This is a genomic window from Salinimicrobium sediminilitoris, from assembly GCF_020866905.1.
Lineage (GTDB): Bacteria > Bacteroidota > Bacteroidia > Flavobacteriales > Flavobacteriaceae > Salinimicrobium > Salinimicrobium sediminilitoris.
Genome location: NZ_JAIVCC010000002.1, coordinates 534,117 through 555,235, shown reverse-complemented (window position 1 = coordinate 555,235; position 21,119 = coordinate 534,117). Strand labels below are relative to the sequence as shown.

25 protein-coding genes are annotated in these 21,119 nt (G+C 41.1%); 6 read left to right on the top strand and 19 right to left on the bottom strand.

Annotation, left to right across the window (positions count from 1 at the left end; genetic code table 11):
• Positions 1 to 23 precede the first annotated feature (23 nt).
• The 9 genes from LA313_RS04225 to LA313_RS04185 form a co-directional block, all read right to left on the bottom strand.
• Positions 24 to 980: an alpha/beta fold hydrolase gene (locus LA313_RS04225; RefSeq protein ID WP_228913423.1), complete on the bottom strand. Its 957-nt coding sequence runs from the start codon at positions 978 to 980 to the stop codon at positions 24 to 26.
• A 57-nt stretch (positions 981 to 1,037) separates the two neighbouring features.
• Positions 1,038 to 1,562, bottom strand: a complete 525-nt coding sequence (locus LA313_RS04220; RefSeq protein ID WP_228913422.1) for a VOC family protein — start codon at positions 1,560 to 1,562, stop codon at positions 1,038 to 1,040.
• A gap of 42 nt (positions 1,563 to 1,604) precedes the next feature.
• Positions 1,605 to 2,213 carry an RNA polymerase sigma factor SigZ gene (gene sigZ, locus LA313_RS04215; RefSeq protein WP_228913421.1) on the bottom strand — a complete coding sequence of 203 codons (609 nt, stop codon included), beginning with the start codon at positions 2,211 to 2,213 and terminating at the stop codon, positions 1,605 to 1,607.
• Between the two features lie 122 nt (positions 2,214 to 2,335).
• Entirely contained in the window at positions 2,336 to 2,782 is a 447-nt protein-coding gene (locus LA313_RS04210; RefSeq protein WP_228913420.1) for an OsmC family protein, read from the bottom strand.
• Between the two features lie 31 nt (positions 2,783 to 2,813).
• Complete coding sequence (locus tag LA313_RS04205; protein WP_228913419.1) at positions 2,814 to 3,038, bottom strand: hypothetical protein; 225 nt, start codon at positions 3,036 to 3,038, stop codon at positions 2,814 to 2,816.
• Positions 3,035 to 3,352, bottom strand: coding sequence for a rhodanese-like domain-containing protein (locus LA313_RS04200; protein ID WP_228913418.1), 318 nt, complete (start codon positions 3,350 to 3,352; stop codon positions 3,035 to 3,037). Before LA313_RS04200 ends, LA313_RS04205 begins: the two co-directional genes overlap by 4 nt.
• 1 nt (position 3,353) lies before the next feature.
• Positions 3,354 to 3,638, bottom strand: coding sequence for a rhodanese-like domain-containing protein (locus LA313_RS04195; RefSeq protein WP_228913417.1), 285 nt, complete (start codon positions 3,636 to 3,638; stop codon positions 3,354 to 3,356).
• Between the two features lie 137 nt (positions 3,639 to 3,775).
• On the bottom strand, positions 3,776 to 4,165 hold the full coding sequence (locus tag LA313_RS04190) for a DUF302 domain-containing protein (protein ID WP_228913416.1): 390 nt from the start codon (positions 4,163 to 4,165) through the stop codon (positions 3,776 to 3,778).
• Positions 4,166 to 4,390: 225 nt separating this feature from the next.
• On the bottom strand, positions 4,391 to 5,995 hold the full coding sequence (locus LA313_RS04185; protein WP_228913415.1) for a GMC oxidoreductase: 1,605 nt from the start codon (positions 5,993 to 5,995) through the stop codon (positions 4,391 to 4,393).
• A 218-nt stretch (positions 5,996 to 6,213) separates the two neighbouring features.
• Between LA313_RS04185 and LA313_RS04180 the strand changes: the two genes are divergently transcribed.
• Positions 6,214 to 6,711 carry a nuclear transport factor 2 family protein gene (locus tag LA313_RS04180; protein WP_228913414.1) on the top strand — a complete coding sequence of 166 codons (498 nt, stop codon included), beginning with the start codon at positions 6,214 to 6,216 and terminating at the stop codon, positions 6,709 to 6,711.
• 12 nt (positions 6,712 to 6,723) lie between these two features.
• Here LA313_RS04180 and LA313_RS04175 read toward each other — a convergent pair whose 3' ends face one another.
• The 7 genes from LA313_RS04175 to LA313_RS04145 form a co-directional block, all read right to left on the bottom strand.
• Entirely contained in the window at positions 6,724 to 7,896 is a 1,173-nt protein-coding gene (locus tag LA313_RS04175) for an MFS transporter (protein ID WP_228913413.1), read from the bottom strand.
• A 45-nt stretch (positions 7,897 to 7,941) separates the two neighbouring features.
• Entirely contained in the window at positions 7,942 to 8,202 is a 261-nt protein-coding gene (locus LA313_RS04170; protein WP_228913412.1) for a YgaP family membrane protein, read from the bottom strand.
• 100 nt (positions 8,203 to 8,302) lie between these two features.
• A complete protein-coding gene (locus tag LA313_RS04165) occupies positions 8,303 to 8,764 on the bottom strand; it encodes a carboxymuconolactone decarboxylase family protein (RefSeq protein WP_228913411.1) in 462 nt (153 codons plus the stop codon).
• Between the two features lie 194 nt (positions 8,765 to 8,958).
• Positions 8,959 to 10,839, bottom strand: coding sequence for a S9 family peptidase (locus tag LA313_RS04160; RefSeq protein ID WP_228913410.1), 1,881 nt, complete (start codon positions 10,837 to 10,839; stop codon positions 8,959 to 8,961).
• Between the two features lie 113 nt (positions 10,840 to 10,952).
• Positions 10,953 to 12,413 carry an SDR family oxidoreductase gene (locus tag LA313_RS04155; protein WP_228913409.1) on the bottom strand — a complete coding sequence of 487 codons (1,461 nt, stop codon included), beginning with the start codon at positions 12,411 to 12,413 and terminating at the stop codon, positions 10,953 to 10,955.
• Positions 12,414 to 12,599: 186 nt separating this feature from the next.
• Positions 12,600 to 12,977 (bottom strand): methylglyoxal synthase, encoded by a 378-nt coding sequence (locus tag LA313_RS04150; RefSeq protein ID WP_228913408.1) that lies wholly within the window; start codon positions 12,975 to 12,977, stop codon positions 12,600 to 12,602.
• A 5-nt stretch (positions 12,978 to 12,982) separates the two neighbouring features.
• Positions 12,983 to 13,378 carry a DUF2255 family protein gene (locus tag LA313_RS04145; protein WP_228913407.1) on the bottom strand — a complete coding sequence of 132 codons (396 nt, stop codon included), beginning with the start codon at positions 13,376 to 13,378 and terminating at the stop codon, positions 12,983 to 12,985.
• Between the two features lie 144 nt (positions 13,379 to 13,522).
• Here LA313_RS04145 and LA313_RS04140 point away from each other — a divergent pair, with 144 nt between their 5' ends.
• The gene (locus LA313_RS04140; protein WP_228913406.1) at positions 13,523 to 14,287 is read left to right on the top strand and encodes a sterol desaturase family protein; all 765 of its coding nucleotides are present in this window, start codon (positions 13,523 to 13,525) and stop codon (positions 14,285 to 14,287) included.
• 5 nt (positions 14,288 to 14,292) lie between these two features.
• On the opposite strand, the gene LA313_RS04135 is transcribed toward LA313_RS04140, so the two are convergent.
• The 3 genes from LA313_RS04135 to LA313_RS04125 all read right to left on the bottom strand — a co-directional run bounded on the left by LA313_RS04135 (position 14,293) and on the right by LA313_RS04125 (position 18,209).
• Positions 14,293 to 14,817: a hypothetical protein gene (locus LA313_RS04135; RefSeq protein WP_228913405.1), complete on the bottom strand. Its 525-nt coding sequence runs from the start codon at positions 14,815 to 14,817 to the stop codon at positions 14,293 to 14,295.
• A gap of 64 nt (positions 14,818 to 14,881) precedes the next feature.
• Entirely contained in the window at positions 14,882 to 16,141 is a 1,260-nt protein-coding gene (locus LA313_RS04130) for a hypothetical protein (protein ID WP_228913404.1), read from the bottom strand.
• Positions 16,142 to 16,340: 199 nt separating this feature from the next.
• Positions 16,341 to 18,209, bottom strand: coding sequence for a DUF389 domain-containing protein (locus LA313_RS04125; protein WP_228913403.1), 1,869 nt, complete (start codon positions 18,207 to 18,209; stop codon positions 16,341 to 16,343).
• A gap of 159 nt (positions 18,210 to 18,368) precedes the next feature.
• Between LA313_RS04125 and pyrR the strand changes: the two genes are divergently transcribed.
• From pyrR to LA313_RS04105, 4 genes are read left to right on the top strand one after another with little or no spacing between them, the layout of a single operon-like run.
• Positions 18,369 to 18,911 (top strand): bifunctional pyr operon transcriptional regulator/uracil phosphoribosyltransferase PyrR, encoded by a 543-nt coding sequence (gene pyrR, locus LA313_RS04120; RefSeq protein ID WP_228913581.1) that lies wholly within the window; start codon positions 18,369 to 18,371, stop codon positions 18,909 to 18,911.
• 2 nt (positions 18,912 to 18,913) lie between these two features.
• Entirely contained in the window at positions 18,914 to 19,846 is a 933-nt protein-coding gene (locus LA313_RS04115) for an aspartate carbamoyltransferase catalytic subunit (RefSeq protein ID WP_228913402.1), read from the top strand.
• The gene (locus tag LA313_RS04110) at positions 19,843 to 20,175 is read left to right on the top strand and encodes a ribonuclease Z (RefSeq protein ID WP_228913401.1); all 333 of its coding nucleotides are present in this window, start codon (positions 19,843 to 19,845) and stop codon (positions 20,173 to 20,175) included. The genes LA313_RS04115 and LA313_RS04110 overlap by 4 nt, the downstream gene beginning before the upstream one ends.
• A gap of 26 nt (positions 20,176 to 20,201) precedes the next feature.
• Entirely contained in the window at positions 20,202 to 21,113 is a 912-nt protein-coding gene (locus LA313_RS04105; protein ID WP_228913400.1) for a ribonuclease Z, read from the top strand.
• Positions 21,114 to 21,119 lie beyond the last annotated feature (6 nt).

The window sequence follows — 21,119 nt, the reverse complement described above, 5'->3', positions numbered from 1 at the left end:
ACCTGTTCCCTCAAACAATTATCTTACAAACTATATTTTGCAGTGTAGGCTAAAATTGCCTTTTCCATGTCTCCTTTGTCTTCTATAAAGGGGATATGACCGCCTTTATTCTCCCATAACAACAAATTCTTGAATTCCAGATCTTCATAATGTTGCGGTCCCACCATAAAATCTGTCTTACCGTAGAAATAAAGTACCGGCATTTCCATTGTTGAAGTCAGAGGTTTAAAATTCTTCCAGTAGTCGGGATTATCCATGGCGTACCTCCCAAAGTCAAAATTGAAGTTTTCTATTTCAGCTGAAATTTTATCCAGCTCCGGAAAAGTTTTAGGATCTCTTGAACCCATTTTCCAGAACAGGTCTTTTTCCCGTAATTTTCCGCCAAATTCATTCATTCTCTGAGGAATTGCCACTGTATCTCCCGTGCAGGTATAACTTTCTCCAACAAATTCAGCCGCCTTGGGTATCCAACTCTCACAGGCAGATTCTTGTAAATTGATGGTGCAGTTTAACATGATCATGCCCTTTTGGGCTTCTGGATATCTTTCAGCATAACCCATTTGTAAGATTCCTCCAAAAGAATGCCCCAGTGTCAACCAGCTATCAAATCCCAATGCTTTCCTTACTTCCTCAAAATCAAGTGTCATTCTCTCCATTGAGTAATTTTGATCGGCAGCACTTTGAGATCTGCCAACACCTCTCTGATCGAGATAGATCATGGTGAAATTTTCTTCCATAAAGTCCCTGGTCAACTTCTCAAACCAATAGCTTCCCGAACCCGGGCCGCCATGTATGTACAGGAGTGGAGTTCCCTTACCTTCCACTTTTACGTAAAGCTGTACCCCATCTGAGGTGGTGATCATCTTTTCCCCCGCGAAAAGATTAAGAAAAAAAATAAAAAGTGCCAAACAAATAAAAAGTCTTCTCATTTTGATGATATTATTTTGGTTGTAAATCAGGACAGGTTTCGGTTTCTTCAAAACCTGTCCTTTTAAAAATGCTTCTTTTTCACTTATTTTTTATACAGACTCCCAAGTTTAATTTTTGTTACAGCCGGAAGTACTACAAGTGGAAATATTTTCAAACTTTTCTTCAAGAGCTGCAGTATTATTTATTTCTTCTACTGCTTTTCCATCATTCCCGGTCCATTGTTCCATCACCTGGGGAGCCGGTTTTGCATTTATTCCTTCTCCATAAACTGTAGCACTTCCATAGGTGAAAAACCCTTCCCAGTCTACTCCCTGTGGATCTGTGATCCAGCTTTTTTGGCTTTTGGAATAACAACAGGTACATTCTCCTTCTTCTCTAATAGTACCTTTTGCCTGCTGCATATTGGAGTAGATCTCTTTAAGCTCTTCTGCATTATCGGTTTGAAGGCCCAGGTGTTCGATTCCTAATTCGGCGTGGCCGGTAGAGATGGCATAATTGATCCTTGGATCTTCCAGCATCCATTTGGCATAATCTGGTTTTATAACCGCGGGTAATGTGTTGAACAGAGCGTTGTAAAACTCAATGCTCTCATTTAGATCCTTTACTCTTACATGTACGTGGAATGTTTTCATGGTTTAAATTTTTATGGTTTTACATTCCAGACGTAAGAAGTTTTAAAAAGACGCAGAATTTTTATTTTTATTCGAGATCTGCTGTAAAGGAGTGCAGGATTCTTTGATTGAGAATGCCACCAGGCCACCTGTAGCATCAGTTTCGAAATGGCAACAGGTTATAAATTCAGCTTTTAGAAGATTTCGTGCCCTCTGGATACGGGATTTGGTTGCTGTGAGGCTAAGGCCAAGTTTCTTTGCAATATCGGCTTGTTTCATGCCCTCAAGATCTGCCATCCGTAGGGGTGTAGCATATTCTTCAGGAAGAAAATCCAGTAAAGGCTGAATATATTCAAGAGCTTCATTGAAGGCGAGGTTTTCATCTTCTTCAATAAGTTCCAATTCTGTCTTGAGTCCTGCATTTTTTGATTCTCTTCGAAAATGATCGATCATGGTATTGTGAGCGATCTGGTAAAGCCAGCTCCTCACATTTTTTACGCCCGATTTAGATAAACAAAATTTGTAAACCTTCAGGAGCACTTCCTGCAGGATCTCATTGGAAAGATCTTCGTCCCTGACCCTTTTAAGAATATAATTTTTAAGAGCTGTTTTATGTTCCAGCCAAAGTGCCGGTACATCACAATTTGGTGTTTGTTCTTCTATTTGATCCATTGAAATGGAATTAATCTTCTAAAAATAGCGATTAAAACAAGGTCAATGGTAAAAAAAAGATCCCACCGAAGAAAAATATCTTCAGGCGGGATCTACAGTGTGGGGGGATACTGTTATAACTATTATACCAAAGATTCTGCCAATTCTAATTGGGGTCTTAAAATAACTTCAGCTTTTATAGAATTTGTTATTAGACAGGCTCTTTCGGCTTTGATCATGATTTTTTCAGCCTTCTCTTTATCCTCTTCATTGAAGATGGTAAGTACAGGCTCAAGAATGACCTGGGACATCACGAACTTTCCATCCTGCTTGGCCAATTTGCCTTTTGCAGGGCAGGTAAGGCTCTTAAATTCGAGTTTTGAACTTTCGGCAATAGCCAAAAATGTCGTCATAAAGCAGCTGTTCACTGCCGCCGTATAAAGATGCTCCGGAGACCAAATGCCGGCCATTCCTTTTGGAAATTCGGGAGGGGTAGCTATTTCAATTTTCTCATTGAGTTCGGGCGAGGAGATTTCCCCTTTACGGTCCGATTTCCAGCTAAGATCTACGGTATAGATATGTTCTTCCATGACTATAAGTTATTGGTAAAGTTAAAGTTGTTTAGTTTGAGATTTTCTGATCTTTTTCAGGTTCTACGGCACAATTTCCTCCTGCACAATTCCCTCCTGCACAACCAAAGCCGAAGACTCCCATAGCGGCGACGTAAACTCCTAAGCCAAGTCCCCACCACTGTTCTGCACTGGCCGCCTGGAAGGTTACCAGTAGCCCAATGATCACATAGGCAGCACGTACCCACGTCCAGTTTTTTAATATCCTGTCTTTCATCCTATTTTATTCTGAAGGTTTCTCCAGCCGCCCCCGTTGTGGACTTGTGTAAATCCTGCCATTTCAAGGGTAGTTTTAGCCGAAGCGCTTCTCATGCCCGAGGCACAACAAGTGATCACCGGTTTATTTTTATTTCCAACCTTTTTAAGGTTTTGACCAAGGCTGTTTAACGGAATATTCTTTGAACCTTTAATGTGTCCGCCGTTGTATTCTCCTTTGGTGCGCACATCTACAATTACAGCTCCTTGCTGAAGTAGTCCGGCATAGTCTGTCTTGGGCCCCAGCCCAAATATCCTTTTAAGTGTATCTATCATCTTAGGAAGCTTTAGCCTGTAAGTAATTTACTTGCAGCCATGAGCCTGCATTTGTACATTCAAGTCCGGCCCGGGTTAAATATTGTTCAGCTTGTCCACTTCTCATGCCCGAGGCACAGCATAATATTAATGGAGCATTCATAGATTTTAAGTCTTCAATGGTATCGGGTAATTCGGTCAACGGAATATTAATTGAACCGGCTACATGACCGCCATTAAATTCTACTCTGGTTCTTACATCTATTATTGTCCCTTCACCGGAACGAATTATCTTTTCAATTTCCATATTTATTCAGTTTTTATAACGGCACAAAAATAAGATTGAATGTCCTCTGGCACAGTTACATTTGTTACATAAGGACGGGGTAAAAAAAATCCGGAATCTTGTAAAAGATTCCGGATCATGAAATTCTTTTGATCAGCTTAGTTTAGCTGCTCAATTACCTTTTTTAGCTTATCCCGTACCTGGGTAGCTACTCCTCCTAAAGTGTCATTTTTGACTGCCTGCATGGAGGCGACAGGATCTACAGCAGAAACTTCTACCTTCCCGTCTTCTGTTTCCTGCACTATTACATTACATGGTAACATGGTTCCAATCTTACTTTCGGCAGAAATAGCCTGGTGAGCCATTTGAGGGTTACAGGCACCAAGGATTCGGTATTTCCTGAAGTCAACATCCAGCTTCTTTTTAAAGGTCTCCTTTACATCAATTTCGGTAAGGATCCCAAAGCCTTCTTTCTTTAATTCTTCTGTTACTTTTTGAATGGCCGTATCAAAATCGTCCTTTAAGGTAGTCGTGAAATAGTAGTTCATTATCGTGGTTTTTATATCTGATTATTAAGATACTACAAAAATCGGATTTTAGAAAGAACTATGCAGTGACTCTTGTTACAGACATAAAAAAAGAAAAACCTAAAGGGTAGGATTGTAGGGGAATCCAGGCCCAAAAGGTTTTCATTGCAAATATACCGCAGGTTTATCTATTGATTATTTAAAATCAATAAATTTTTTCTATTTAACAAGTAAGAGAATTAGCGGTTATATGGATGTATTTCTGTCTACGGGTTCAGGAATGCCATTTTTGGCACCATTTGATTTTGCAGGGATTAGGGATAAGGCGCGTTCCGCTATTGCAGTAATGGAAAGACTTGGATTTACTCCGGGATTGGCCGAGATCATAGCTCCGTCAATGACGTACATATTGTTATATCCAAAAACTTCATTCTTGGTATTGATGACGCCTTCCGAAGCATCTTTACCCATTACGGCACCTCCTAAAATATGAGCGGTCGTAGGAATGCCTGCGAGACTTTCAAGAACGAAGGAGGTTGCTTTGCCGTTGACGACTTTGCTGTACCTTTTAGTGAGCTCTTTTGACTCCGGAATATCTGAGGTGGGTTTTGTCCCCGAACTAATGCCGGTAGACATTGACCCTAAAAAGTTCCTTTTTAGCCTGATGGTGCTGTCGACACTTTGCATAAAAAGTAAAACCGCAGTGCTTCTTGACCAGCCATTAATAAAGTAGGTTTTAAACCAGGAAACCGGAGAACGTAAAAGCTGGCTAATAACATTAAATACGCGTTTGGGCGGAGTATTTCCCTGGGCAAGGGGCAGGTGCAGTAATTTCCAAAAACCCGATCCCCGGGAATACCGCACCACCTCAAGATGGCTGTTATCATCGGTGTGCAGCAGGCTTCCTATGGCAACCCCTTTTGAAAGATCACTTTTTTTGTTGGCTGTAGAAACGCTGATGAGGGTTTCATTATTCGTGCGGATATCATCTCCCACCTTGTCTGATAACTTCGGAAGACTTTTCTGTTTCAGTTTTAGTAGAAGCTTCACGGTGCCTAGAACCCCTCCTGAAAAGATCACTCCTTTGCTACTTAATTTGCGGGTTTTTCTGAAGAAGGAGGTACTGGATCTTAGTGTTACTTCATAAGCTTCCGAAGCCAGGGCTTTTACGTCTGTGACTTCATTTTCTGCCAGGATCTCTGCGCCCAGTCTTTGAGCCAGCCACAGGTAATTTTTATCCAGCGTATTCTTAGCATTGTGCCTACATCCAGTCATACAGCCGCCACAGAAGTTACAGCCTGTACGATTTGGACCCTTGCCTTCAAAATATGGGTCTTTGACTGTTTCTCCTTCCTTTCCGAAGTAAACTGCCACGTGTGGGTGCTCAAAATGTGCTTTTCGCCCCATGTCTTCAGCCATTTTTTCCAGGGCTTTATCGGCATCAAAAAGCTGCGGATTGGGTACTGCTCCCAACATTTTGAGAGCTTTTTCATAGTGAGGTTTAAGTTCCTCTTCCCAGTTCTCCAGCTGCCCCCAGGAACCGGAGGTGTAAAATGCCCTTTTTGGAACCGGCAAAGTGTTCGCATATACTAGCGAACCGCCACCCACCCCGGTCCCGGAAATTACTGCCACATGCCGAAAGATGCTGAGCTTCATGATCCCAAAGAACCTTAGCGCGGGCATCCAGAGCCATTTCTTGAGGTTCCAGTTGGTCTTTGGGAAATCCTCTGCTTTAAACCATTTTCCTTTTTCAACCACCAGCACCTTATATCCTTTTTCGGAAAGCCGCAATGCGCTTACCGAGCCACCAAAGCCGCTGCCAATAATAATGTAATCGTAGTCGAATTCCATTGAAGGTTTTTTAAGGTGCTTCAAAATAGTAAATTCTTAAACAATTATTTTAACAGGAGTTGAAACAGGCTTTTTTTACCAGGATAGATCCAGTTCGTTCTAAAACGATTCACAAAAATATCATGGAGCCAGGGACGCGACAAAGTCAGACGTTTCCAACCGATCTTCTACTTTAAAGGACTATCCGCTTTCGCAAAGTTTTAATGTATATTTATGGGATGCAGCATCCCAACGAAAAAATTATTCTGGAATTCTTCCAGGCTTTCCAAAAAGGAAACGCAAAAGCTATGAACGCCTGTTACCATAAAGACGTTGTCTTTTATGATCCTGTTTTTGGGCATATAAAGGGCGATAGAGTTAGAGCTATGTGGTATATGCTTTTGGAAAAAAGCGGAGGGGAGCTGAACATAAGCTTCAGTGAAATACAGGCCAATGATTATAACGGGAGCGCCAGGTGGACTGCCAGCTATTATTATGGTCCTTCCAGACGCCGGGTTGTCAATGAGGTGGTGGGTACTTTTTACATTCAGAATGGAAAGATCCTGCAGCATACAAATCATTTTGATCTGTGGAACTGGTCCCGCCAGGCTCTGGGCTTCAAAGGTTTTTTGATGGGATGGACTAAATCGATGAAACTTGAGATCCAGCAGGAATCAAGTAAAATGCTCTCCCGCTACATTCATAAGATGCGCTCTTTGGAAGAGGACGATATTTGATCATTTTCTTTTCTATTTTGTTCTGAAAAATAATAAGAGTCCTGCAATTGGTCCGGGTGCAAGGAAGAGGTAGAGGTAAGCCGGGTGGATTTCGGAAGCCAAAGAATTGAGTAATTGTATACTGAAGATCGTAATAGCAAAACCAATGCTATTGACAATCGTAAGTGCAGTGCCCCGGGCCTCTTCGGGTGCATTTTTTGCAACGAGCGTAGAGAAGAGTGGAGAATCGGCTACTACTGCCAAGCCCCAGAAAATAAGGAAAATGAGCAGGATTTCTACTGAAGCCTGTAAGATGAAAAGTGGAGAAAGCAGGCAACAAAGGCCGGAGAGAAAGAGTGCAGTTGCTGCAGTTCTTTTGCTGCCAAATCTTCTGGAGATATAGCCTCCTGCTACGCATGAAATTCCGCCGCATCCAATAATTATAAAAGACATCAGAGAGATATTCATGGACAGGTGCGGATGCCTCTGCTCATACATTGCGAGAATAATAGGGACAAAAGCCCAAAAGGCATACAGTTCCCACATATGTCCAAAGTAACCAAAAGCTGCAGCTCTAAAATCTTTCAGCTTAAATACAGAAATAAAGGCTGAAAAGTTCCTAATCAACATGGGCCGGCGGTAAGGACCATCGGGCACCATTAGTAAAATAATAGTTCCGCCAACAGCAGCCAGCGCAGAGGTAATATATAGCACCAGCTTCCATGGCAAGGCCTCATTTCCGGTCAAAGCTTTTAGCAAATGTGGAAATGCTGTGCCAACTACAAGCGCTCCCACCAGGAAACCTAGTGCGGTACCCAGGCCATTTTTATAATAATCTGATGCGATCTTCATCCCCACGGGATAAATTCCGGCAAGGGAAAATCCTGTGAGGAACCTTAGTGCCAGCAGACCTCCGGCACTGTTATTTTCCCAAAGCATCCCCAAATTAAATAAAGCGCCAAAAATGGCAGAATAGAAGAAAACTTTTGACGGAGAAAACCTGTCTGCAATGCTTAAAAAGGCAAAAATTAAAGTTCCTGCAATAAATCCCAATTGAACTGCAGAAGTAAGATGTGCCAGCGCCGAAAGATCAAGATCGAACGTTCGTCGCAGATCATCCATAACTCCATTGCCGGCGAACCACAGCGAGGTGCAGCAAAACTGGGCAAATACAATTACAGGTAAAACCCGGCGGGATTTAGGCATCTAATCTTGTTTCTGTTGCTAAGAAACAAAATTCACCGGTAAGGACTAAGCCAGAGCTTCCTTGATCTTATGATTTATCTTTTGAACCGGACTTTTCTTTTTCTCCCTGGTATCTATTCCAAAGAATTCATTTACCGGACATACTCTGGTGATGGCACTTTCGGCCAATAAAGTTCCCGTCACAATTGATGCTATTCCCCCGAGTCTGTTTTGATATTTTCTAAGAGCAAAGTAGCCTAGCACCATAAGGCCCGGGCCTACAATACTTCGAATCAATTGATCTTCTTTACCTACGTTCTCTTTCATGATTTTTTATTTTAAAGTTCCCTTTAAGATACTATAAACCCCCGGGATATCCAACTAATGATACGGATAATTCCATCCAGAACGGATTGAAAAGATAAAATTAAAAATCACCCATTTCTGCCAGGCTGGTAACTTTGTTTTCCTGAAGATCTTCAGTTAAATTCATCACTTTCCCAAACCTCTGTGAAGCGGTAATAAAGGTGATAAATGTAATAAGTTCAGCAATTTCAGTCTCCGTAAATTGCTCCTTTAAAAATCTAAAATGAGCCTCCTGAATTGAGGAATGATCCACAGCAAATAATTCAGCAAAGGCCGTAGCTGTTTGGATTTTTTGATCCTTTATATCAAAATAAGGTTTACCGCCTTTTACCATGCAATATTCACAGCCATTCCCAAAAGCGAGGGTACGGCGCACCTGTTCCATTAGGTTGGCATCAAGGGAGGTGTGATTGAAAAGAGCCAGTTCGAGTTCATTCCATTTTTCAAGTACAGAGGGATTATGACCTATTAATTTTTCAAAGGGGGTGTTACCGGTTTTCGAAAGTCCTATTCTGGTGCTCATAAGGATAACAATTGCTGCTAATTTTAGGGCAACAAAAATAACCAAACTGATGATACAAAGTTATTATTTTGTATCAAAGAATAAAGGTTTGCAAAAGAATGGACCAGCACTTCCTTTTCCAAACCTTTATTAATTATTTAATTATCTCAAAAAATTTCAGTAGATAAAGCAATTGATGAGGTTATTTCAGGGCTTTAAATTTCATCATCTTTAAGATATTTGTTTAGGAACTGGAGGATCTGTTTATAGCCTTTGATCTCATTTTCTTTTTTGATGAAACCATGTCCTTCATCTTCAAAAATGACATATTCTACAGGCACATCATTTTTCTTTAATTGCTCCACAATTTCATCTGACTCCACCTGAAGTACCCGTGGGTCATTGGCACCCTGCAGCACCATCACGGGATTTTTCACCTGGTCGGCATGGAAAAGTGGTGACTTATTATAAAGCGCAATGGAGTCTTTTGTAGTTGGATCTCCCATTTCTTCATACAGAGCATTTTTAAAAGACTCCCAGTAAGGCGGAATTGACTTCAAAGTACGCAACCAGTTGGTTACTCCAAAAAGATTGACACCAACATCAAATTCTTCGGGAGTAAAGGTCATGGCAGCCATGGTCATGTACCCCCCGTAACTGCCGCCAATGATTCCAATGTTTTCCTCATCAATATACTCCTGAGACTGGAGCCAGTTCTTTCCTGCAATGACATCTTTTAAGTCTTCTTCTCCATGCTTCTTGTCGTCCATCTTAAAAAATGTTTTACCATAGCCGCTGCTACCCCTGTTATTTACTGCCAGAACTGCATAACCATGATTAACCAGATATTGAATTAAGGCAAAGTAACCCGTTCTTGACTGTCCCCCGGGACCACCATGGACCCAAACCAGAGCAGGAACTTTATTTGCTTCGGAAGCCTGGTGTGGCTTGTAGAAAATTGCCGGAATTTCAACGCCGTCAAATGAATTGTAGCGAACCACTTCTGCAGAAACAAGATCTTCGGGATCTATTTCGGGATTTAAAGTATTTGTAAGTTTTTTGATCTCATTGTTTCGGAAATCATATACATAGAGGTTGCTGGGTGCTTTGGAAGTTGCAGCTGTTAGGCGCATCAGGTTTTCACTTTCTGAAATGGCTACAGCACTTATATTGGCTCCCGGTAACTCCGGCAGGTCTACCATTTTATCGGTGACATTATTCTGAACAACTAATTTATTGGTGCCGTCTTCATTGATGGCGATCACCCTGTACTTGTCATTTTCACTTAAATAACTGTACATTACATCCCAATCGGCTTCATATACCGGACTTCTTTCACCCGTAGCGGTATCATATTCCATCAAATATTTGAATTCCCTGCCATCATCTGTAATGTAGTAGAACTTATCATCCTCCTTACTAAAGCCGGAAGCGGAATATGTTCCTTTCTCATTTGATATTTCCGTCATTTTATCCTGCGAACGATCATAAAGAAAAAGTTTGTTCTCACTGGTGGTAATTGGCTGTGAAAGCGCAATATGATTTTCATCATGAGACATTCCCACTATTTCCAAACCTTTGTCATTCTGGTAAAGCATATGTGGCTCCCATTGATCAATCTGCATCCTGTAAAGATCAAAGAATTTAGGGTCCCGTTTATTTGATAAGTAATAAAGGAAATCCCTGTCTTCACTCCAGCCGGCAAATTGTGCCTTCTCATTTTCCCCTGGTGTTAGATCTTTGGTCGTTCCATCATCTGACAACAGGTAGATATGATTTATCTCATTTCCTCCTTTATCGGCAGAATAAAGTATATCTCCTGTTCCCGGAACATAATCAATGGCAAAGAAAGAGTCATCTTTAGAGTTCGTGATCTGCTTTTTGGATCCATCACTTATATTGATCTCATATACGTTAAAGATGCCCGATTCATCACTGCTCATTAGGAGACGTTTTTCATCTTCAGAAAATTCCCCGCCTCCAATACGGGTGTTTTCATAAAACTGCTCAATACTGTATTCCTCCACGGAAGTTGTGTCCTGCTGGCTCCAGACTGGAAAGGACATTAGTAATAATAGAAAAAGCGAATTTTTCATTTGGATCTACTTTTAAAGGTTAGAAAATAAGAATGTAGGGGGAGAATGATTCTAAATTTAAATATAGATAAACAAATTCACATTTTTGATAAATTTTGTGTTGTGGGGAGCTGTTAACTGGTTTTTGGTAAACTATGGGGTTTTAAGAGGTTGCCGGCCATACCATCAAAGACAAAAAAGTGAAACGGCAATACAGAATACCAGTACAAGCGTCCTGCAAGACCTTCGGGGCGAAAAGTGGCAGTTTGCTGAAGAAAGTTTTGGCCATTTCTCTCTATGATCCTGAATTCCAGCCAGGCTTCTCCCGGGAGTTTCATTTCAGCGTAAAGGAGTAACCGGCGATTCTTTTTATCGGCAGCCAAGACTCTCCAGAAGTCCAGGGTGTCCCCGGTATTAATTTCATGCGGATGCGTGCGTCCCCGCCGCAGTCCTACACCGCCGACCATTTTATCCATAAAACCTCTTATCTTCCAGAGCCGGTTGCCATAGTACCAGCCGCGTTTCCCGCCAATAGACCAGATGTTTTGCAGCACTAAATCGGGGTCACCAACAATTTTTTTCTCCCTGCGATCGACCAGACAACCATCTGTTGGCACATTAATATGTTCCAGAAGGGAGTTATCTGCATAACTGGAAGCCAGGGAATCTTTCCAGCTCGAGATCACGCTGTTTTGTTCTATTTTTTGAAAGGCGAGCCGCACTGCTTCTTTATAGGAAATGGGCTCTATGCCCAGCATTTTTTCCAGTTCATTATCCTTGGCAATAACTTCTACTTTCATACTGTCGACAAGGTTTACTGCCAGTTTATACGAAGTTGAGGTTACAAAATATAACCAGTATGATGAGAGCCTTGGAGTCATGACAGGCACAGTAAAAACATACCTTTTAAACCCGCGAACTTCGGCAAATTGCAAAAGCATATCTTTATAGGAAAGCACATCGGGACCTCCAATGTCAAAAGACCTGTTGAAGGTTTCCTCTTTAAGAAGAACTCCCGAGAGACACTCGAGGACATTCCTTATAGCGATAGGCTGACTTTTAGTATTCAGCCATTTAGGTGCGATCATGACAGGTAATTTCTCCACCAGATCGCGAATGATCTCAAAAGAAGCACTTCCGGAACCCACGATGATTCCGGCTTTTATAGCAGTTAAAGGAACACTGCTCTGGTTTAGGATCTCTTCTACATTTTTTCGGGAGGAAAGATGTTTAGAAAGCTTTTCTTCATTGGTGATCCCTGTAAGGTAAATGATCTGTTTGACAGAAGTTGACTTTACCAGTTTGAGGAAATTTTTTACTGAAGCTTCTTCCATCTCAGCAAAATCACCACTTCCCGAACTCATTGAATGTATGAGGTAATATGCAGCGTCAATATCCTTTATTGCTTCTGAAGATGGCAATTCTTTTAGAAAGTCTACCTCGAGCAGGGAGATCTTTGGGTTTGAATAAATACCCTCGGTGGGAAAGCGTTTTTTGTCACGAACGCAGCAAATCACTTCATGCCCCTTATCAATTAAGATGGGGAGCAAACGTTTTCCAATATATCCGGTAGCACCGGTGAGGAGGATTTTCATAGCTTAGGCTTAGGTTTGTTGGAAGATATGAAAAGATAGTCAAAGTTCGGCTTCCATACCTGCCACTTAAGCTGATAACTGAATAGATAAGTTCTACTATTTAGTAACCTGAAAAACCTCCCAATAGTTTTCCTTATCTCAATTTCACATTGACATGGAAAAATTCTTAAAGCCCTACAAGGTATTTTATTTTTTCTGGTCTTTTTCATCCAGAATAAGAAGGTCGGCCGATGCCCGGTTTAATGCAATTGGGATATTGTTGATCACGGCGGTCCTAATCAAAGTTTGAATGTCGTGCTCATGCCCGTGCGGCGTTTCGGCATCAATAAAGAAGATGATCATTTGTACTTCTCCCTGAAGGATCTTTGCAGCCAGTAGTATATCCCCGCCACTGGGGCCATGACCAAAACCTTTTACTTCAATATCAAGCATATCACTTAGAAGCTTGGAAGTATTGGTCGTGCCAATGAGATTATATTTTAACAGGGCATACCGATGAACCTTTGCCCAATTTAGGAGGTCTGTTTTACGGCTGTTGTGTGCGATTAGTGCAATGGTGTTCATTTTTTCTACTTTATTTTTTGATCAATAAAAAATTCTATGGTGTAATGGGCATACTCCGGTTGAGTTATTCCCTGGGAATAAATTAAATTTTCCTGCTGATTGTACTTTGTGAGGTAGGCTAAGTTAATTTTCTCCTGTGTAGGATCGTTAGCTGGCAATTTTTTTCCGTTTACGTTCAGGATGGATTCGCCATACCTAATCTGGCCCACCCCCGAATTTATAATATCTGTAAACCAGCTTTTTTTGCTCCTGTTCCAGCTTCTGGAAAAATACCTGTCGCCAACCTGTACCATCCAGATGTTGAGAAAGGTCTCTCTTTCTCTGCCTCCTTTAATTTCCACAAGGGTATTGGTCCTCAAATAATTCTTAAAATCTTTAGGAAACTCAGGCTGACCTGTCATTTTGTAGTGGTTAATTAGTTAGTAAAATTAAAGAATAAAGCTAAAGAAAGACTAAATGACTCCAGGAAATCTTTCGGATAAGGCAGAAATTATACCCTCTAATCTTTTGACATAGATTTAAGATTGTAATTAGTATTTTAGGGCATGATTGAATTTTTTCCCATAGAAGCTAACAGCCCCGGAATTCTGCTGATCTATGCTGCAATTTTCTTTTTTGCTATCCTTTTCAGGTATTTTGTCGCGGCAGGTATTTTCTATTATTACTACTATGTAAAGAACTTTAGTAAGTATGATAAAAGACGACTCAGCAAAAGACTGGCAAACAAAAAGCAGTTCAAAAAAGAAATATCCTGGAGTATAAAATCATCAGCAATTTTTGCACTCCTCGGTGCTGCAACCTATTGGTTATGGCTGGAAGGACATACTGCCGTATACCTGGAGCCGGCTCTTTATGGATATTGGTACCTGCCGGTAAGTCTCCTGGTAGTTTCCCTCATTCATGAAACTTATTATTATTGGGTACATCGCTGGATGCATCATCCTAAAGTTTTTAGAGTAGTGCATAAGGTGCATCATGACAGCCGGATCCCCACCCCATGGACGGCTTTCTCATTCCACCCCTGGGAAAGTTTCATAGAAGCACTGGTATTGCCCCTAATCCTGATATTTTTACCGGTTAATGTATATGTGCTGGGATTTTACCTGCTTGTAATGACCGTTAGTAGTGTGGTAAATCATCTTGACATAGAAATCTATCCGCTCTGGTTCCAAAAAAGCAAATTTGGTAAACTTTTTATTGGTGCCACGCATCACCATCATCACCATACCGAATTCATGACCAATTACGGTCTTTACTTCACATTCTGGGATAAATTGATGGCTACCGAAAGCAGGAAAATGCAGGATTAACGGTCTTATTTTATTCTTCTAAAAATCTTTTTCTCCGAAAAAATACCTTTTTTAAGAAGTTGTGCAAATTGACGTTTTGAAGGGCTAATGAGATAGTAAGCCAGTTTTCCATCCTTAAAAATCTTTTGCATCTCCATATTTTCCTTAAAGTTTTCAATTACTTTTTGTTCATCCTCCTCCATATCTGAGTAGTAAACTGTAATTCGATCCTTAGAGATTTTAAAGGGAAAAACCCACCATTGTGTGTCGTCCTGTATACTCAGAACGTACCATTCATCCATTTTTTTCAGAACAGCACCGGGAGGCGTAATATCTCCCGATATGCTAACAATGTCCCCATCGGCAAAAACAAAAGAAGTTCTGTCGATTACAAGGGTATCTTCCTGATTTAAAAAGCGTCCAATAATTTTCTCCGGAAATTCCTGAATAGGGGGTGTGTCTTCAGGTTGAGCATTGGTAAAAGAAATACTGCTGCAGGATTGCAACACGAAAACTAAGGCGAATATTATTGCAAAATTCCTCATTCTCATTAAAGATAATTAATAAGGGAGGCTATGGCTTCTTGCCTTTTAAATTTACAACTATTGGAGGTAATTATTCAGTGCAATTGAAACATTTTTGAAGATGGTCTGGCAGGTCCAAATCTTCACTTCCTTTCAAGGGTTCTTTGGGATATTCCATTTTTTCTATTGCCTCTCTAAACTCCAGGGCGTACTCCTGCAGCTTATCTCTTCGATGCTCAAGTTTTGTGGCTATTTCATTGCCATTGAGCTGGACAAGACTTTCCGGCCATTCCTGAAGAGCCTTTTCAATTCGTGCATTCGTTAATTCCTGTTGTAGAAATTTTGCTTCCTCAATAAAGATCTCCTTAGAAACACCTTTTAAAAAATAAAGATCAAAAGGATAAACATAACCGGGAATGTGATCTATATCTTTTTCAAATGGTCTTACCATTGGCTGCACTAAATGATTGGTAAGAATAGTGGGAATAACACCATCGATCCTGAAAAAAGCATTATCCCTGTCTCCGGGAAGTGGAATACCTACAAGTTTGCCCTCAAGTTTTTGAAGAACCCAACCCCATTGTTTAGTATGCCTGTCCCAATCTCCAATGAGAAGGTCAAAAAGTCGTGCCCGTACCAGTTTCCGTAGATCAATTTCAAGTTCTTTTCCCACATTGGCCTTCATCTCCTGTAGGTCATCTGTATCCACTATTTCCTGCACGTTTTCATATGAGGTCCAGTTTACCTCTCCTTCAGTTTCATATTCGAGCAGGAATAAGCGATCGCCGTAATCTTCGGCATACCGACCCATAGCCTCATGTTTGGGCACATACACAATTTTTGGATTTGTATGAAGAATATCTACATGGTCAGACAATGCGGCTGAGAGTATTGCACCGTATGGATGCTGGGCCGAAATCCCGTCAATCACAATATTTTCAAGTCCCAGGGTTTTTGCAATTGGTGGAATAAGTGGATCCGGGTCTTTGTTGACACTTCTTAAACTGTAAAGCTTTCCCTGTTGGTCTAAGACATCAAGAGATTTTGTTTGGTTGCCTCCACCTTCTTCCAAAATATCAAAAGAATCCAGAAGAAAGATCTCTGCGGGCACGGGAGCCTCCCAAGCTCTACGGTAATTCACTCCCTGCATAAACCGTTTTATCGCATTCGCTTCGTAACGATTTGAGGTGATCACGGTGACCTTTTCCCCGGCAGTGTATTCTGCTGAAGGTGCTTCTGGCTTTACAACTTTGGATATTACAACTTCTGAAGGCCCTATGGAGACCGACCAATAGGTAAGGCCAAGGAACAATAGCAGGAGAATTAGGAGGAGGAGGAAAAATTTCTTCATGTGGCAGCTGGCTTCAGCTTGAAAATTAGTAAAATTATTCTGTAATTCCTGAAGCATCTTAAAGGTGGCTAAAAACTTCAGGTAAGTTAACTTTTCAGAAAACAGGTGAGTGTCTCGACAAATTCAGATTATAAAACGAATCCTTAACTCTTCAGCAGGTGTCAGAAAAGATTTTGCTCAAAATGACATTTTTGAAAGTCTAAAATTCCATTGCCGAAACCACCTCCAGTCTCACCGGCTGGTCTATCCTCTTTTCAATTTCTTCCTTGATGGCTTGTATTCGCTGAGGCTCAATATTCTCGGGCCCCACTAGTCTAAGAGATACCACCATGGTGGAACCAAATCTTATGCGTACGTCTCTAAGTACTACATTTTCTATTGTGGTTCCTTCAAGGGAGCGGGTAATATTGGCTTCCTGCATGATACGGTCAAAGGAAAGTGAAAGGGGGACAGCCACCAGGATCACAATAATCAAAGTATAAACAAGTCCCATTTTTGCTCTTTTGAAAGGGGCAAAGCCCAAAAGTAAAAAGGTAAGTCCTCCAAAAAGTATGATTCCTGCAAGGTTGGTCGCATACAAAAGAATAGCTCCCGAGAAAACCTCCCAGTCCCACCAACCTATTCCTATACCAGCCACGGCAAGTGGAGGAACTAAGGCAACCGCGATAGCTACTCCTGCAAGACTCTTGGCAATTCCTTCATTTGAATGGGCATAAGCTGCTGCAATTCCCGAAGACACGGCAATACCCATGTCGAGCAGGGTAGGGGAAAGCCTGGCCTCAATTTCAGGCGTAAGTACTTTTAATGGGATTATAATACTTACTCCGGCTGCGAACGCAAGGGAAACTAAAGTTCCCGCGGTAATAGTAATAAAGCTTTCTTTCAACATTGGTACATCATACCGCACCATTCCCATGGAAAAAGAAACTATTGGGGCAATTACAGGAGCCAGGATCATTGCTCCAATGATTACCGGTGAGGAGTTGGCGAAAAGGCCAAAGGTGGCTATTAAGGTAGAGAGGATCATCATCACCATAAAAGCGGGGCTAATCCTGGAGTTAGTCCGTAAAACCTTGAACAGGTCCTGAAATTGTTCTGTACTGGCCCGGGGGAGGATTGGCAGACTCCTTTTTATAAGTTCCTTACGGGTTTCACCCTTTGGAAGTCCTTCAAATTTTATACTTTTCCTTCCATTTTCTTTTTCGGTATTTTCGCTATATATACTTTTCTGTTTGAGGAGGACTGCCCGTTTGTGAACCTCGAAATCCAGCGCTTTTGACTGTTTTTTTTCTCCATCAATGGTGTAATCCATGGGCGCATCGTCACTAACTTGCAGATTGGAGGTTTTAATTTTTCCAATAAAAGAAGGCAGGCGATTGAGCGTTTTTGTGTTGGGAACCAGGCTCCTAACAAAGAACCATAAAAGTACCAGAAGGTTTTGCGGGGCAAGTACAAAAGCCTGAAAAGAGCCGTCATTAATGGAACTCTCTTCGAGCAGGCGCTTCGAAATTAGGGAACTTGAAGCATGTTCAACAACAATGATCCCAAGAGCTGAGGTATGAATGATCTTTTCCCCATCTGTACTTAATTGATAAGAATGGTGAGAAAGTGACGAAACCCTACGAATATTGTGGATGATATTGATTACCTCCTGAAAAAAGTTCTTTTTGCCGTTTCTTTTTGAAAGGATGAAGATGTCCCCAATATTTACCGAGCTAAAAACAGGAACCTCATTACAAAACAGCAGGTCAATGTCATAAGGATTCTCACATTCGGCATATTGAGTAATTACTTCTTCAATATCTTCTGATATACCCAGACCTTTTGATGTAAATTTATTTTTGGGGTGGGGAAGAATGGAAACAGACCAGCTGTTTTTTGCTGCCATTGGGATAATTTCTCTCAGGACAGCATCGGGTAGATAAAGCATGAGGGAAGAGTCTTTATCAATATCAAATTCTTTATCAAGAGGATAGGATACCAGCTCATGCTTAATATTCTTTAAAAGCGGGAGGATCTTTTCTTCTACAGTTTCTGTTTCTACTGGTTCGTGTAAAAGGTAAAGCATGAATTTTTTACTGCAAGATAATCTTTAATTTGCCTTTTTTTGAAGGAGAAACTTATAAAAATCGCTTAATTTCCAAGGGAGCCGGTAATTTTATTTGATCCTGTCGAAGGTTGTTCTCAGGAAAAAAATCTTACTTTTGTTATGATAACTTCTGTAATTATGAGCCAAAAAGTGTTGCTTGCTTCTAAAGAAATGAACATCATTTTACACCGTTTGGCCTGCCAGTTGATTGAAAATCATAATACTTTTGAAAATTCTGTGATCATTGGTATCCAACCCCGTGGAGTTTTTCTGGCAAATAGGATCTACAAAATCCTTAAAGAAGAATACGGCATTTCTGCCGTAAAAATGGGACAGCTGGATATTACTTTTTACCGCGATGACTTCAGGCGGAGCGATAAACCCCTGGAGGCCAATAAAACCCATATTGATTTTGTGGTAGAGGACAAGCGGGTGATCTTTATTGATGATGTGCTCTACACAGGGAGGAGCATAAGAGCTGCTCTTACAGCGGTTCAATCTTTCGGGAGGCCCAATGAAATTGAGCTGCTAACCCTTATCGACCGCAGGTTTAGCCGGCATTTACCCATTCAGCCCGATTATAATGGAAGACAGGTGGACGCCATAAATGAGGAAAAAGTAAAAGTGAACTGGAAGGAGAACGAAGGAGAAGATGTGGTTTATCTTATAAGTAACGTATAAACATGAGCGAGTTAAGTGTTGACCATTTACTGGGTATAAAATATCTGAAAAAAGAGGATATCGACCTCATTTTCCAAACAGCCGATCATTTTAAGGAAGTGATCAACAGGCCGATTAAAAAGGTGCCTTCCCTTAGGGATATTACAATAGCAAATTTATTTTTTGAAAATAGTACCCGCACAAGGCTTTCTTTTGAACTTGCCGAAAAAAGATTAAGTGCCGATGTTGTAAATTTTTCGGCCGCCTCATCTTCAGTAAAAAAAGGAGAAACTCTTATAGATACAGTGAATAACATCCTTTCTATGAAGGTAGATATGGTTGTGATGCGGCACCCCAATCCCGGGGCCGGAATTTTTCTTTCAAAACATGTGGGCGCGAGTATCATAAATGCCGGAGATGGTGCGCATGAACATCCAACCCAGGCTTTGCTTGATAGTTACTCTATACGGGAGAAACTGGGGGAAGTTTCAGGGAAAAAGGTGGTCATAGTGGGAGATATTCTGCACAGCAGGGTAGCATTATCCAATATCCTTGCTTTAAAATTACAGGGGGCGCAGGTCAAAGTTTGTGGTCCTTACACCTTACTTCCAAAGCACATAAGGTCTTTGGGAGTAGAGGTAGAGCCAAATCTTAGAAAAGCTCTGGAATGGTGTGACGTGGCTAATATGCTGCGGGTACAGAATGAACGTATGGAAATAAACTATTTCCCGAGTACCAGGGAGTATGTACAACTTTTTGGGCTTAATAAACAATTACTTGATTCCCTTGATAAAAAGATCGTGATCATGCACCCGGGCCCAATTAACCGGGGAGTTGAGATAACCAGTGACGTAGCCGATTCCGACCAGGCTATTATTTTAGATCAGGTACAAAACGGGGTAGCCGTAAGAATGGCAGTGATTTATCTCCTGGCATCAAAAATTAAACAACAATGATTATAACAGAAAAAGAAGGATACAGGATCTTTGCAGATGAAAAAAATGATGTTTCTAAATTTGCCTCCTTCCTGGAAAGCATTCATCCCAAGTTCAAAAATGATAATGTGGTTGTGGATATCCTTAAGTATGGAGAGTTACAGCTTAATGAACTTCTTAACTTTTTAGAGCTGTCCAACCGGCATCGCAAGGGTGGGAAATCTTTTGTTATTGCCAATGACACCATCATTATTGAACAGGTTCCCGAAGAGCTTTTAGTGGTTCCCACTTTACAGGAAGCCGAAGATATCATTCAAATGGAAGAGATTGAGAGAGACCTGGGATTCTAGGTTCTTTAATTTTAAGATCCCAAGCCATGAAATTGACTGTTTTAGGCTGTTATGCAGCTACTCCAAGAACCTTTACAAATCCTACCTCCCAGGTACTGGAGATCAATAATGAACTTTTCCTTATTGATTGTGGTGAGGGAACACAGGTAGAATTGCGCCGGCATAAGATCAAATTCGGGAAGATCAAACACGTTTTTATTTCCCACCTTCATGGCGATCATTTCTACGGGCTGGTTGGGCTTATATCCACCTTCATGTTGTTGAACCGAAAAACCGAGCTCCACATCTATGGACCTAAAGGAATTAAGGAGATCGTACTTTTGCAGCTTAAACACTCTAATTCCTGGACAGGCTACCCATTATATTTTCATGAACTTACCTCCACAGAGCCGCAGGTGATTCTTAATACCAGGAAAGTTACGGTAGAAACCATTCCCCTAAAGCACCGTATTTATGCTAACGGATACCTGTTTCGGGAAAAGCCAAAGCCGCGAAAACTTTTAGTGGAAGAAGCGGAAAAATATGATATCGATGTAGCATATTACAACGGGATCAAAAAAGGAAAAGATGCTATCCTGGATGATGGCAGAATAATTCCCAATGCTCAATTAACTGCAGACCCTGAACCACCCGAAAGTTTTGCTTTTTGTAGTGATACTGCTTACAATCCCATATTAGCTAAGCAGTTAAAAGATATTACCGTTTTATACCACGAATCAACATTTTTGGAAGAGCACGCTTATCTTGCTGCTCCCACCGGGCATTCTACAGCTCGCGAAGCGGCTGCCATTGCTCGAGCGGCCAATGTTTCTCATCTTGTTCTGGGGCATTATTCAACCCGGTACGACTCTATTGAAGGTTTTAAAAAAGAAGCTTCTAAGGTTTTTCCTGAGGTACATCTCGCCGACGACGGAAAGGTGCTTTCTTTTTCCAATTAGCCATTC